Raw genomic sequence first — 13,348 nt, 5'->3', positions numbered from 1 at the left:
TCCTTAGACCTATGTTCAAGCACATGATGTCAGGGGCGGGCCAAAATCCCCGATGAAGAATTGCGAAGCCGCCGACCGTCACAACGATCGCAGCCGACCGCGGATGTATTTTGCCGCTGACCTGAAGTGGCTGGCACCGGCGGCCTCGGCCCATCGGCCCGGTGTCCAGTTGTTTTTGGCGCCCTGCATGGGGCCCTCGTACAGCTCGGCGTTTGATCGTGTTTCAAGGAATTCAGCCAGATTGCGATAGCCCGCGTCCAGTTCCTGCACAGCTTCGTCCCAAGACAGGTTCGCCTGTTTTTGGCGCAGTTCTAAGTTATAGCGGCGTAGTTCATTCCACTTGTATCCCCGAGCCGGAAAGTACACTTCCTTTCCCGCCTGCCCGTCAGCATACCAGCCCAGGAACAGATCAATCCAGTGCGCCCTATGTCCGATAACATCCTTGATCGACGTCTCGTCGTCATCTTTCAAAAGGGCCTGCTGGGGTTCCAAAGGCGTAATCAGCGTCCTGAGTTTGGAGAACTCTTTTTCGGTGATTGCCAGCAGATCCGCTTTGCTTGATGCAGCCATGTTTCAAACCCAATGCAAATTAATTCGCATGGGAGCTTAGCGTGCCGACCCGCCACAGGAATGACGCAGATCAAAGGCTGTGGCGGCGAGGGCCGATCAGTCAAACTTGCGCGACGGGGCCAGCACCATGGCTTCGCCGATCAGCACTTTCTTACCGTCGACCGAGCAATGGCAGTCCAGCTTGACCCGACGCTTGGAAAAGTCGATGTCGATCACCTTGACTTCGGCATAGACCATGTCACCGGGGCGGACAGGAGCCAGGAACTTCAGCGACTGGCCCATGTATACCGTGCCGTGGCCGGGCAGCTGTTCCCCAATTACGGCCGAGATCAGGCCGGCAGTCAGCATCCCGTGCGCGATGCGGCCCTCAAAGATCGTGTCGCGGGCATAATCGTCATCCAGATGTACCGGATTCCGGTCAGTAGATACCTGCGCGAACATCTCGATGTCTTCGTCTGTCACCACTTTGCGCAGGTGACGGGTCATGCCCATTTCGATGTCTTCGATACAGATCGTGCCGCGCGGAAGATTGTCCAACATGTCGCCCTCACTTAAATCCGTAGGGCAACAAAACAACCGAAGTCACCCCTGTTCGGCAACTTTATTACTTCGCAGTCGCAGAAAATCAAGTCTTTTCTGACTATCTCAGGCGGCCGATTGTAAAGGTGGGGTTGATATTTTCCCTTGCGATATAATCGGTTAGGGATTCATGGTGCGGATGGTGCTCAGTTTTTGTTTCGGCCGCAGCCAATCCGCCTGAAATGAACAGAGAATCAATCCCCTCTCCCATGCCACCCAGAATGTCGGTATGGGGGCCATCACCGATCACCAGAATGTCGCCGTCAGGGATGTCATGACCCAGTTCCTGCAACCGGCGGCGGGCCAGATCATAGATCGGCGGATGCGGTTTGCCGAAGTAAAGGCTCTCTCCGCCCATCTCGGTGTAAAGCTTGGCCAGCGCGCCTGCGCACCATTCCCGGACCTCGCCCCGGTCAACTACGATATCGGGGTTGGCGCACAGCAGCTTCATGCCCTTTTGCTTGGCATAGAGGAAATCGGGACGGTTGACCGACGGGTCCGCCATCGGATCGAACGGACCGCAACAGACGATGCCTTCGGCCTCATCCAGCGGCACACGTTCGATGTGGATGGGGTGGTGCAGCAGTTTCAGCGGTTCAAAGAACCCGACATCACGCTCCCATTCCCCCATGAAATAGACCTTTTCACCAACCGCGCCCCGGAACATCGCCGAACGCGCCGAGTCACCGCTGGTGGCAATGGTGTCATAGGCATCGGCGGGCACGTTGAAGTGCTCGAGCTGCACAGCCACGCCTGCGCGGGGTTTCGGAGAGTTCGTGACCAACACCACAATCCCGCCTTTTGCCCGATAGGCCTGAAGGGCAGCGACAGCCTCGGGGAAGGCCGTGATGCCGTTGTGAACGCAACCCCAAAGGTCAACGAACAGCGCCTTATAGCGGTCGGATACTTCGGACAGGGCGTGGATGATCTCGGTCATAATGGCCTCGGAAAAGAAAGCAGGTTTGCGCTAGCTATGCCAAAGCCAGCGGGGAATGACCATCCCGATGGGCACGCGGCCAGATGATGCAAATCGTCAGATGACCGGATTCATGGTACATTATGGCCAGTCATTCTTTTATTTTTTTGGAGAAGCCATGCGCGAAGGAGGCAAAGGAAGCGGCTTTGCAGAGGCTTTTTTCCGATGGTTCCAAATCATTGCAATCACTCTGGCGGGGCTATGGGCTGTATTGCAGTTCGGTTTACTGGAGGCAGGAAAGAACTACGTGCTCGAGGTGGATGTCTCGGCAACTGTCGGCGCAGAATTCGAAAGCGGTGGCATGTTGCCGGTCAAGGTCACATCGGTGGTGAAAAACACCGGCCATCGCGGTCTGAACCTGATTTTTGCGAAAGCAATCTTTGGAGAGGAGGACTTCATGTACCATGATGGTGAATTCAACCCACCCATACGCGACTGGGCTTCTGCAAAACACGAACCGATTCGATACATGGAAATGATGGGCGAACGCAGGTTTATGGGCGCAACGGCGTTCGAGTTATTCTCGCCTTTGTATTGGCTGGACCGGAACGAGAAACAGAGAAATGAAATTCTGTTCTTTGCCAATACCGAACGGGCTTTCGTTTTCACTTACCAGATTTACTATTACGCGGCGCAGAGATGTCGTGGGTATCTGATGTTTGAAACCTGCTTCGAGTTCAAAGCCGAAACCAGTGAGAGACCGGAAGGCGGCAAATGTCCCGGCGATACATTGTGGGTCGGGGTGACCCGGCTATGCGTCCAGTATTTCAGCCGTGAAATCACAGAAGCAAACAGCAAATGGCAGCACATCAGCCAACAGGAATTGGCTGATGATCACAAATTGATCATCTACCGCAGGGACGGGACCATATTTCATATGCCAGCCGATACATCCGAGACCGAGACCTACGTTGAATAAAAAAGGGCGCCGAATGGGCGCCCTAAATGAGTTACCTCTGGTGCGGGTGTCTCAGACCTTGAGGTTCGGAATGATCTGCTTTTTGCGGCTCATGATGCCAGGCAGAACAACGGCGTCGCCATCGACCGATGCGCCAAAGCTCTTTTCGGCAACGCCTTTGACCAGATCGTTCGGCACCAGCAGGGTGGCTTCTTCGTTCAGGATGTCGACCACGAACAGCAGAACCTGATCGACACCATCTTCCTGGGCGACATTTACCATCGAATCCGCCAGGCTGGCTTTGCGGTCCAGCACGACGCCGGGTGCGGTGGTTTCCAGAACCGAGACGCGGAACTTGGTGCCGTCGACTTCGTATTCCTTGCTGTCCATGCGGATCAGTTCAGCGTCCGAGAAGGACGACACGTCCGATTTCGCCGCGAACATGTCGGCGGCATAGGCCGAGACGTCCAGACCAAGATCGGCGGCCAGTTTCTCGGCCACTTCGCGGTCATGCGCGGTGGTGGTGGGCGAGCGGAATTCCAGCGTGTCCGAAAGAATGCAGGTCAGCGCCGCGCCTTTGATGGCTTCGGGCATCTTGGCGGCGTCGTCGCCCATCAGGTCGACCATGATGGTCGCGGTGCAGGCCAGCGGGCGCACGGTGATGTCGATCGGGCCTTTGGTTTCCAGACCGCCAACCAGCTTGTGGTGGTCGATGATGGCGCGGATGTCGGCGCTGTTGACGCTGGCGGGCAGCTCGGCCGGGTTGTTGGTGTCGACGATGACAACCGGCGCATCGGCTTCGACGTCGTCGATGATGCGCGGCTTGGGCAGGTCCCAGCGCTGCAGCATGAACGCGGCTTCAGTGTTGGGTTCACCCAGCAGAACGGGCTCGGCCTGTTCGCCTTTGACTTCGTTCAGGTACCACGACCACAGGATCGGAGAGCCGGTGGAATCGGTGTCGGGGGATTTATGGCCAAATACAAGAGTTGTCATGTCAGCGTCCTGAGGATGATAAATTTGCGCGCCTTATAGGGCGGTCCGCCGGGGTTGTCACCCGGCAGAGTTTACGCTGCGACGGTTGGTCTGGATTTCGCTGGTTTCAGGTCAGAAAGGCGCGCGGGTCAGGGTGTATCCGGCCTGTTGCAACTGGTTCAGCAGGCCGTAAGTGTCACTTAGATGTCCCGCCCCCACGGCGATCACGGCGGTCTGATCCTGAATGCTGAGAATATGCGGCATCCAGTTGTTGTTCCGCTCGATCAGCAGGTGTTGTTCGAACGCTCCCCATTCCTCGTCGAAAACTTCGGGCGACATGCCGGAATACTTGCGCGCCATGATGCGGCCCAGTTCGATGGAGTGTGCGTGATTTTCGTCGAAATAGGCATTTGCCATGGTGACCATCTGGTCGTCGCTGTTTCCATATGCATTGGCCATCCGCGCCAGCGATTCCGCCTGTTCTTCGATGGTGTGGATTTCGAACATCGCCATCAGTTCCTCGATGCTCTCCAACGAGAATTGCGGGATGCCGTGTTCTTCGGCCAGTTCGGTCAGGCGTGCGTCCAGCCCGCGACTGGCCTCCGGGTTCCCAAGTAAACACGCAGGCATGGCCAGCGTCATGCCCAGAAACCAAGGGCGCATTTTTGCCCCCATCCAACTGGGTATACCGCGCTCGGCCATCGCAGACGACAGGGCCGTCCACGCCTCATCGGGCAGCAGGTCGATCAGGGTGGGGCCGGACGTGATCAGGATCGGGCTTGGGTCAAGGGCCAGTTCCTGTTCCCAGGCGTCCATCTCGTCCCGGGTCACTTCGAAATAGAAAGCATCGGCCTGGCTGAGTGTCGGTGTCAGGCGTTCGACAATTGCGTCCATTCGCGGATCGCTCAGGTGGAGCGTGCCGATCAGATGCAGCACCGTGTCGCCCTTGGTTGCGATCCAGTGGTTGCCTTCTGGGTAGGGGACGCCTTCAAGGGCCTGCTCCAGTTCCGCCCGCGCCGCGGGCGTCAGGTCGGCCTTCAGATCACGCCCTTCGCACGCGGCCTGAACGGTGGCGGGCAGCAGCAGGCAGATCAGAAACAGGAACAGGCGCATGTGTATCATCCCGGTGGTGTCATCTTGCCGGACCTTGCCTCGGTGCAGGGCGGTATGCAAGGCAGATCAGAGGCTTGCATGTGGCCTCTGGCAATCTTTGGCAATTCGCCTAGCATGTGGTTATGGACCGCGAGCAGGATCTCTATCCCCCCATCAAGGCGCTGCTGGAGCGTCAGGGCTATACCGTCAAAGGCGAGGTCGGCGCGGCCGATATCGTTGCCGTGCGGGATGGCGATGAGCCGGTGATCGTAGAGCTCAAGCTACGGTTTTCGCTGGCGTTGTTTCATCAGGCGATCACGCGGCTGAAAGTGACCGATCAGGTCTATATCGGTGTGTGCAAACCCAAAGGACGCACGGCCCGGCGGGCGTTGAAGGACAACCTCGCGCTGTGCCGTCGTCTGGGCCTGGGGCTGATCACCGTTCGGGCCGATGGCACGGTCGAGGTGCAATGCGATCCCGGCCCTTATGCGCCGCGCAAGAACAAGGCAAAGGCCACGTGGTTGCTGCGTGAGTTCGACCGGTTGGAAGGTGACCCCAATGCCGGAGGAGCGACCCGGCACGGCATTGTCACGGCCTACCGTCAAGACGCGTTGAAGTGTGCAGCTCATCTGGCTGAATGCGGCGCCTCCAAGGGGGCCGAGGTGGCGAAAGCGACCGGAGTACCCGCGGCCACCCGCCTGATGCGGGAAAACCATTATGGTTGGTTTGAGAAGGTTGAAAAGGGCGTTTACGCGCTTACCTCTCAGGGGACGGAAGGATTGAAGCATTGGGCTTATAGCTGGGAGCAGGCCAACTGATCCAAGCCGCAAAAAAATCCATCACAGCTTGTTGACTCGGGGTTTTGAACTCCCTAGCTATGCGTCGTTATCACTCTCCACCCTTGAGTGCTAACGCCTCGCCGTCCGGTGAGGGGAGGATAGATAAACTTTGAGCCCAAGGAGCTGCAAAGATGGCATTGAAACCGCTTCATGACCGCGTGCTGGTTCGCCGTACCGAAAGCGAAGAGAAAACCGCAGGCGGCCTGATCATTCCTGACAGCGCAAAAGAAAAGCCCAGCGAAGGCGAAGTCGTCGCAACCGGCGAAGGCGCACGCAAGGACAGCGGCGAACTGATCGCAATGGCTGTGAAAGCTGGCGACAAGATCCTGTTCGGCAAATGGTCGGGCACCGAGGTTCAGGTCAACGGCGAAGAGCTGCTGATGATGAAAGAAAGCGACATCATGGGGATCATCGAGTAAGCCCGCGCGCTTCTCTGATCTTCATTCCCAACTTATTTCTCAAGGAGAAACGACATGGCTGCAAAGGACGTCAAGTTCGACACCGATGCCCGTAACCGTATGCTGGCAGGTGTGAACATCCTGGCCGATGCTGTTAAAGTGACCCTGGGCCCCAAAGGCCGCAACGTGGTTCTGGACAAATCCTTCGGCGCACCGCGCATCACCAAAGACGGTGTTTCGGTTGCCAAGGAAATCGAACTGGAAGACAAGTTCGAAAACATGGGCGCGCAGATGGTGAAAGAAGTCGCCAGCCGCACCAATGACGAAGCCGGTGACGGTACCACCACCGCAACCGTTCTGGCCCAGGCGATCGTTCGCGAAGGTCTGAAGCAGGTTGCAGCTGGCCTGAACCCGATGGACCTGAAGCGTGGCATCGACCTGGCAACTGCCAAGGTTGTTGAAGGCATCAAAGACGCCTCGCGCGAAGTCAAAGACTCGTCTGAAGTCGCTCAGGTTGGCACCATCTCGGCCAACGGCGAAGCCGAAATCGGCCAGCAGATCGCAGACGCGATGCAGAAGGTTGGCAACGAAGGCGTCATCACCGTCGAAGAAAACAAAGGTCTGGAAACCGAGACTGATGTTGTCGAAGGTATGCAGTTCGACCGTGGCTACCTGTCGCCTTACTTCGTCACCAACGCAGACAAGATGATCGCAGAACTCGACGACTGCATGATCCTGCTGCACGAAAAGAAACTGTCCTCGCTGCAGCCGATGGTTCCGCTGCTCGAGCAGGTGATCCAGTCGCAAAAGCCGCTGCTGATCATTGCTGAAGACGTTGAAGGCGAAGCGCTGGCAACTCTGGTTGTCAACAAACTGCGCGGCGGCCTGAAAATTGCTGCTGTCAAAGCACCGGGCTTCGGCGATCGCCGCAAAGCCATGCTGCAGGACATCGCAATCCTGACCGGCGGTCAGGTCATCAGCGAAGATCTGGGCATGAAGCTCGAGTCCGTCACCATGGACATGCTGGGCACTGCCAAGAAGATCGAAATCACCAAAGACGAGACCACCATCGTCGACGGTGCTGGCGAGAAAGCCGAGATCGAAGCACGTGTTGCTCAGATCCGCACTCAGATCGAAGAAACCTCGTCGGACTACGACCGTGAGAAGCTGCAAGAGCGCGTTGCCAAACTGGCAGGTGGTGTTGCCGTTATCCGCGTCGGCGGCATGACCGAAGTCGAAGTGAAAGAGCGCAAGGACCGTGTGGACGATGCTCTGAACGCGACCCGCGCTGCCGTTCAGGAAGGCGTTGTTGTCGGCGGTGGTGTTGCTCTGGTTCAAGCCGGCAAAGCACTGGAAACTCTGGAAGGCGCAAACGCTGACCAGAATGCAGGCATCAACATTGTTCGCAAGGCAATCGAAGCGCCGCTGCGCCAGATCGCCGAGAACGCAGGTGTTGACGGTGCGGTTGTTGCGGGCAAAGTCCGTGAATCCGCTGACGCAGCATTCGGCTTCAACGCGCAGACCGAAGAATATGGCGACATGTTCTCGTTCGGCGTCATCGACCCGGCCAAAGTTGTCCGTACCGCTCTGGAAGATGCGGCATCGGTTGCTGGCCTGCTGGTCACCACCGAAGCAATGGTTGCCGACAAGCCGCAGAAAGATGCACCTGCTGCAGGCGGCATGCCCGACATGGGCGGCATGGGCGGCATGATGTAAGCTGCCTTAGCCTTAGTGCTTACGGACGGGGTCGCCTTCGGGCGGCCCCGTTTCGTTTTACGGACCGTTCCCGCAGGAAAGTGAGTGTGCAAATCGCCGAGGAACCGCTATGCGGTTGAGATGCGTCTGTTTCTGCTCACTGCCCTGACCATGTGCGCTTTTGCGGCGAACTCGATCCTGAACCGTCTGGCAATCGACAGCGGTGCCAGTGACCCTGCCGGGTTCGCCGTTGTTCGGGTTCTGGCCGGGGCCGTGGTGCTGGCTGGTCTGGTGTGGCTCAGAGCCGGACATTTGCCGCTGCGTAACCGGCGCAGGATCGCGGGGGCAGGGGCGTTGTCGCTTTATATGATCGGGTTCTCGCTGGCTTATCTGACGCTGGATGCCGGACTGGGGGCATTGATCCTGTTTGGTGTGGTGCAGGTCACCATGTTTGCCGTGACATCTGTGACAGCAAGCGCCCCGACCTTCCGCCAGATTGCCGGTGCCGCGATTGCGCTGGTTGGCCTGGCCTATGTGCTCTGGCCGTCGGGTGCAGTGCAGGTCGACCTTAATGGCGCAGTGCTGATGACGGCTGCGGGGGTCGGCTGGGCGATCTATTCTCTGGTCGGGCGATCTGAACCGGATGCCTTGGCAGGGACAGCGGCCAATTTCATCGTTGCGCTGCCGGTGACCGGGTTGGCCCTTTTGGTCAACGGAGCAGACTGGCAGATGACCGGTTCGGGCTACTTGCTGGCCGCCATCTCCGGTGGTGTCACGTCGGGGATGGGGTACGCGCTTTGGTATCGCGTCCTGCCGCAACTGGCCCCCACCACGGCGGCAGTGGTGCAGCTGAGCGTGCCTATCATCGCAATTCTCGGCGGCGTTCTCCTGCTGGGTGAGGTTGCCAGCCTGCGCCTGATCCTGGGGGCATCGCTGGTTCTGGGCGGCATCGCGCTGGCCGTCCTGCGTCTGACGCCGCGCTAGGGGTTTCATCACCTGCGCTTAAGGCTTATCTGGCGGCTATGAAATATCTGCTTGCCCTTTTTCTGTTTCTTGTTCCGGCCGTGGCCCAGGCAAAATGCGTGGTACTGCTGCATGGGCTTGCGCGGACCGAGGCATCGTTCACCGTCATGGAACAGCTTTTTCAGGCGCATGGCTACACCGTGGTACGCCCCGGCTATCCCTCGACGGACTTGCCGATCCCGGAGCTGGCCAATCAGACCTTGCCGGATGCCTTCGCGGCCTGTGGAGACGACACGGCAAATGTCGTAGCGCATTCGATGGGTGGGATTCTGCTGCGTTACTGGCTGCAGGACCACCACCCGGAAAATCTGGGACGTGTGGTCATGCTCGGCCCGCCCAATCAGGGCAGCCAGCTGGTCGATGAGCTGGGCGCCTGGGAGGTGTTCGGCATGTTGCACGGCCCCGCCGGTCTGGCGCTGGGCACTGGCCCCGAGGGCATTCCGCGCCAGTTGCCGCCGGTGGAATTCGAACTGGGCGTGATCGCGGGTGAGAACTCGCTGAACCCGGTGTTCTCGTCGATGATCGATGGCCGGGATGACGGCAAGGTGTCGATCGAGACGACGAAAGTCGAAGGCATGAAGGACCATATCGTTCTGCCGGTGACCCACACTTTCATGATGAACAACCCGCGCGTGATGGCGCAAGCGCTGCATTTCATCGAGTACGGTCAGTTTGATCCCCAGATCACCTGGCTGGACGGGGTGCTGGACATCATCGACGAAATCTGCATCGGGCGGGATTGCTCGGAACCTGCTTCGGAGCCCTCGCAATGACCGCATTGAACCTGACCCTGACCGGCGCAGAGGTGCTGTTGCCGGAGCAGGGCCTTGTGCATTCCGAGTTGACCATAGGGGATGGGGTCATTCAGTCGGACCGTACCGGGCGGGAAATCGACCTGGCCGGCTATCTGGTGTTGCCCGGGATCATCGATCTGCACGGGGACGGGTTCGAACGCCATATCGCGCCGCGTCGCGGGGCGATGAAACAGATGGACGAAGGCATCCTCTCGGTCGAGGCCGAACTGGCGGCCAACGGCATCACCACCGCCGTTCTGGCCCAGTTCCACAGCTGGGAGGGCGGCGTGCGCGGTCCCGAATTTGCTGGGCAGGTATTTGACGCCATTGCTGCGGTCAAAGATCGTGTGGTCACCGACCTGATGCCGCAATTGCGGTTCGAGACGCATATGCTCGACGATTACGCAGGTCTGCCCGAGCGTATTGCCGAATGGCAGGTGCCCTATGTGGTGTTCAACGACCATCTGCCACATGACCGGCTGGCTGAGCGCCGCAAACCGCCGCGCCTGACCGGACAGGCGCTCAAGGCCGGGCGCCACCCGGAGAAGCACTTCGAGTTGTTGCTGTCCATGCATGACCGCCGGACCGAGGTGCCTGCGGCGCTGGACACGCTGTGTGCGGACCTCGCAAAACAGGGCGTGCGCATGGGCAGCCATGACGACGCCACTGCACAAACCCGCGCTGACTGGCGCGCGCGGGGGGCACAGATCGCCGAGTTCCCCGAAACGCTCGAGGCCGCCGAGGCGGCGCGCGCCTCGGGCGACTACATCATTCTGGGTTCGCCCAATGTGGTGCGCGGGGGCTCGCATAAGGGCAACGTCAGCGCGTTGGACCTGATCACAATGGGGTATTGCGACGCGCTGGCCTCGGATTATCACTACCCGAGCCCGCGCCGAGCCGCGCTGATGCTGGCCAAGTCCGGGTTGGTGGACATGGCTGGGGCGTGGGCGCTGGTGTCGTCCGGGCCTGCGCGCGTGTTGGGGCTGCATGACCGGGGCACGCTGGCTTCGGGTCAACGCGCCGATCTGGTCATTCTGGATGCCGAAACCCACCGCGTTGCGGCGACGTTGGCAGGTGGTCGGGTCAGCTACATGGCCGGAGACATCGCGGCACGATTCGTCCGCTAACCCGCTTCATCTTTGCCAAATACTGCCGGAAGCATCGCGCGTTAGCGCGATACCCTAGCGCGAGATGCGGTTGAAGTGCCCCATCTTGCGACCGGCTTTGACCTCGGCCTTGCCATAAAGATGAAGGGCCACATCGCGTTCCTGCGCCAGTTCCGGCACACGGTCCATGTCGTCACCGATCAGGTTCTCCATGACCACGTCCGAATGCCGTTGCCCGTCGCCCAGAGGCCACCCGGCTACGGCGCGGATGTGCTGTTCGAACTGATCCACGGCGCAGCCGTTCTGAGTCCAGTGACCCGAGTTATGCACCCGCGGCGCAATCTCGTTCACGATCAGACCGGCGGGGGTGACAAACAGCTCAACGCCCATGACGCCAACATAGTCCAGCGCGTTCAGGATGTTGGCGGCCAGCAAGACCGCATCCGTGCGCTGCGCAGGGCGCAGGCGAGCAGGGACCGTCGTGGTGTGCAGGATGCCATCACGGTGCACGTTTTCGCCGGGGTCGAAACAGGCGACCTGTCCGTCCAACCCGCGCGCGGCGATGATCGAAACCTCGTGGCTGAACTCAACAAACCCCTCAAGAATCGCAGGCGCGCCCGCCATATCGGCCAGAGCGGTCTCAGCGTCTTCGGGCGTACGCAACCGTGCTTGCCCCTTGCCGTCATAGCCAAACCGGCGGGTTTTCAGGATCGCGGGCGTGCCGATCTGTTCGATCGCTGCATTCAGGCTGCCCAGATCGGTGATGTCGGCAAACGGTGCGGTTTGCAGACCCAGCCCCTGTAGAAAATTCTTCTCGGTCAGACGGTCCTGGCTGACCCGCAGCGCCTCGCGCCCCGGGCGGATCGGGCGATGGGCTTCCAGCAGGTCCAGCGCCTCGGTCGGGATGTTCTCGAACTCATAGGTGATGACATCGACCGACTCGGCAAACGCGCGCAAGGCGTCCGCATCGTCATAGGCCGCGGTTGTCACCCGGTCGGCTACCTGCCCTGCGGGCGGGTTGGCACCGGGTTCATAGATGTGGGTGACAAAGCCCAAACGCGCCGCCGCGATGGACAACATCCGGCCCAGTTGGCCACCGCCAAGGATGCCAATCGTGGCACCGGGTGCAAGCATGTCGGTCATTATTCAGGTCTCCAGCCGTTTGCCGATTGCAGTCAGGGCGTCGCGCAAGGCCTGATGCGCCTTGTCCGATTGCAGGGCCTGCGTCATTTGCAGGCTCAGCGTTCCGTCAGTTGCCAGAGCGTCGCGTTCGGCGGCAAGACGTCCGGCCTGACCTTTGTTCATGGTTGCAAGAAAGCCTGCCATCAACTGAGTTGTGTAGAACTCTGCGCCGTCGGCATCGCCCGTCTGATCGGCCAGCCATTCCGAACCGGTCGCCAACAGATCCAGAATGCCGGGAACCATTGCACAGATCGCAAAATGTGCATTCAGCGACGCTTCGCTTGCCACTTTGACGACAGGGTTTTCAGGGGCCAACAAGTCAGCCAGCAACTGATCGTTTCCATAAGCCGCCATCGGGCAGCCGCCTTGCTCCAGAAAGCCCAAAGGGATCGTTTGCACGAAATCCTCGGCAGGGGCACAAAGCGATTTGAGTTCAGGTTCGGAAACCGCGGCCATGACGGAAACGATCCGATGTTCGGATCCAAAGGTCAGCGGGCCAAGTACTTCGACTGCGATTTGCGGGCGCAGGCACAGAAACACGATTTCGGATTGGTCGATCACCGACTGCGGATCGCTGACCGTCGCGTTGATTTCGGCTTTCAGCGCAGCCGAGACCGAAGCGTTGCGCTCGGTCACATAGATCTCGTGCCCTTTGCGGGCGAGCAGGCGTGCGATCGGTGCCGCGATATGTCCTGTGCCGATGAACCCGATCCGGCTCATCCCTGTGGTTCCTCGGGGATTGAGGCCGACAAAGCCTCACGCCACGCGTCCAAACGCTGCGCCAGTGCGTCGTCCTGCAAGGCCAGAATACCAGCGGCCATAAGACCTGCATTCGCACCACCTGCCGACCCAATCGCCATGGTCGCCACGGGAAACCCTTTGGGCATCTGGACGATGGAGTAGAGGGAGTCGACGCCAGACAGCGCCCGCGTCTGCACCGGAACGCCAATCACCGGCACCCGCGTTTTCGAGGCCATCATGCCCGGCAGATGCGCGGCCCCACCGGCCCCTGCAATGATCACGTTCAGCCCGCGTGACACGGCGGTCTTGCCGTAGTCCCACAAACGGTCGGGGGTGCGGTGCGCCGAGACAATGCGTTTTTCATACGCAATGCCCAGCTCATCCAGAATGTCAGCTGCTTCCTTCATCGTGGGCCAGTCCGACTGGCTGCCCATGATGATCCCCACTTTTACGTCGCTCATCCGCTTGCTTCCCCGCCTTCTG

15 protein-coding genes are annotated in these 13,348 nt (G+C 59.6%); 7 read left to right on the top strand and 8 right to left on the bottom strand.

Going from position 1 to position 13,348, the window contains the following annotated elements; translation table 11 throughout:
* Positions 1–78: 78 nt before the first annotated feature.
* The 3 genes from GOX88_RS07690 to GOX88_RS07680 all read right to left on the bottom strand — a co-directional run bounded on the left by GOX88_RS07690 (position 79) and on the right by GOX88_RS07680 (position 2,086).
* Positions 79–570: a ClbS/DfsB family four-helix bundle protein gene (locus tag GOX88_RS07690; protein ID WP_170400586.1), complete on the bottom strand. Its 492-nt coding sequence runs from the start codon at positions 568–570 to the stop codon at positions 79–81.
* 96 nt (positions 571–666) lie between these two features.
* Positions 667–1,110, bottom strand: coding sequence for a MaoC family dehydratase (locus tag GOX88_RS07685; RefSeq protein ID WP_170325944.1), 444 nt, complete (start codon positions 1,108–1,110; stop codon positions 667–669).
* Positions 1,111–1,210: 100 nt separating this feature from the next.
* Positions 1,211–2,086 (bottom strand): HAD family hydrolase, encoded by an 876-nt coding sequence (locus GOX88_RS07680; RefSeq protein ID WP_170400585.1) that lies wholly within the window; start codon positions 2,084–2,086, stop codon positions 1,211–1,213.
* A 55-nt stretch (positions 2,087–2,141) separates the two neighbouring features.
* Here GOX88_RS07680 and GOX88_RS07675 point away from each other — a divergent pair, with 55 nt between their 5' ends.
* The gene (locus GOX88_RS07675) at positions 2,142–3,044 is read left to right on the top strand and encodes a hypothetical protein (RefSeq protein WP_170400584.1); all 903 of its coding nucleotides are present in this window, start codon (positions 2,142–2,144) and stop codon (positions 3,042–3,044) included.
* A 51-nt stretch (positions 3,045–3,095) separates the two neighbouring features.
* Here the strand turns inward: GOX88_RS07675 and GOX88_RS07670 are convergent, their stop codons facing one another.
* A complete protein-coding gene (locus GOX88_RS07670; RefSeq protein ID WP_170400583.1) occupies positions 3,096–4,016 on the bottom strand; it encodes a manganese-dependent inorganic pyrophosphatase in 921 nt (306 codons plus the stop codon).
* A gap of 111 nt (positions 4,017–4,127) precedes the next feature.
* Positions 4,128–5,108 carry a TraB/GumN family protein gene (locus tag GOX88_RS07665; RefSeq protein WP_170400582.1) on the bottom strand — a complete coding sequence of 327 codons (981 nt, stop codon included), beginning with the start codon at positions 5,106–5,108 and terminating at the stop codon, positions 4,128–4,130.
* A gap of 122 nt (positions 5,109–5,230) precedes the next feature.
* Between GOX88_RS07665 and GOX88_RS07660 the strand changes: the two genes are divergently transcribed.
* The 6 genes from GOX88_RS07660 (at position 5,231) to GOX88_RS07635 (ending at position 10,963) form a co-directional block, all read left to right on the top strand.
* Positions 5,231–5,905: a DUF2161 domain-containing phosphodiesterase gene (locus tag GOX88_RS07660; protein ID WP_170400581.1), complete on the top strand. Its 675-nt coding sequence runs from the start codon at positions 5,231–5,233 to the stop codon at positions 5,903–5,905.
* A 152-nt stretch (positions 5,906–6,057) separates the two neighbouring features.
* On the top strand, positions 6,058–6,345 hold the full coding sequence (gene groES / locus GOX88_RS07655; RefSeq protein ID WP_039523824.1) for a co-chaperone GroES: 288 nt from the start codon (positions 6,058–6,060) through the stop codon (positions 6,343–6,345).
* A gap of 54 nt (positions 6,346–6,399) precedes the next feature.
* Positions 6,400–8,040, top strand: a complete 1,641-nt coding sequence (groL, locus tag GOX88_RS07650; RefSeq protein WP_170400580.1) for a chaperonin GroEL — start codon at positions 6,400–6,402, stop codon at positions 8,038–8,040.
* A 120-nt stretch (positions 8,041–8,160) separates the two neighbouring features.
* The gene (locus GOX88_RS07645; protein WP_170400579.1) at positions 8,161–9,003 is read left to right on the top strand and encodes a DMT family transporter; all 843 of its coding nucleotides are present in this window, start codon (positions 8,161–8,163) and stop codon (positions 9,001–9,003) included.
* A 38-nt stretch (positions 9,004–9,041) separates the two neighbouring features.
* The gene (locus tag GOX88_RS07640; RefSeq protein ID WP_170400578.1) at positions 9,042–9,815 is read left to right on the top strand and encodes an alpha/beta fold hydrolase; all 774 of its coding nucleotides are present in this window, start codon (positions 9,042–9,044) and stop codon (positions 9,813–9,815) included.
* The gene (locus GOX88_RS07635; protein WP_170400577.1) at positions 9,812–10,963 is read left to right on the top strand and encodes an alpha-D-ribose 1-methylphosphonate 5-triphosphate diphosphatase; all 1,152 of its coding nucleotides are present in this window, start codon (positions 9,812–9,814) and stop codon (positions 10,961–10,963) included. The genes GOX88_RS07640 and GOX88_RS07635 overlap by 4 nt, the downstream gene beginning before the upstream one ends.
* A 54-nt stretch (positions 10,964–11,017) precedes the next feature.
* Here GOX88_RS07635 and GOX88_RS07630 read toward each other — a convergent pair whose 3' ends face one another.
* Genes GOX88_RS07630 through purE form a run of 3 tightly spaced genes read right to left on the bottom strand, consistent with a single transcriptional unit; the run spans position 11,018 to position 13,326 of the window.
* Positions 11,018–12,085, bottom strand: coding sequence for a 5-(carboxyamino)imidazole ribonucleotide synthase (locus GOX88_RS07630; RefSeq protein ID WP_170400576.1), 1,068 nt, complete (start codon positions 12,083–12,085; stop codon positions 11,018–11,020).
* 3 nt (positions 12,086–12,088) lie between these two features.
* Positions 12,089–12,844 carry an NAD(P)-binding domain-containing protein gene (locus GOX88_RS07625; protein ID WP_170400575.1) on the bottom strand — a complete coding sequence of 252 codons (756 nt, stop codon included), beginning with the start codon at positions 12,842–12,844 and terminating at the stop codon, positions 12,089–12,091.
* Positions 12,841–13,326 (bottom strand): 5-(carboxyamino)imidazole ribonucleotide mutase, encoded by a 486-nt coding sequence (gene purE, locus GOX88_RS07620; RefSeq protein ID WP_170325932.1) that lies wholly within the window; start codon positions 13,324–13,326, stop codon positions 12,841–12,843. The genes GOX88_RS07625 and purE overlap by 4 nt, the downstream gene beginning before the upstream one ends.
* Between the last annotated feature and the right edge of the window lie 22 nt (positions 13,327–13,348).

Origin of the sequence: Ruegeria arenilitoris (assembly GCF_013030985.1) — a bacterium.
GTDB lineage: Bacteria > Pseudomonadota > Alphaproteobacteria > Rhodobacterales > Rhodobacteraceae > Ruegeria > Ruegeria arenilitoris_B.
The sequence above is the reverse complement of the archived record's forward strand: the minus strand, read 5'-3'. Positions and strand labels throughout refer to the sequence as shown.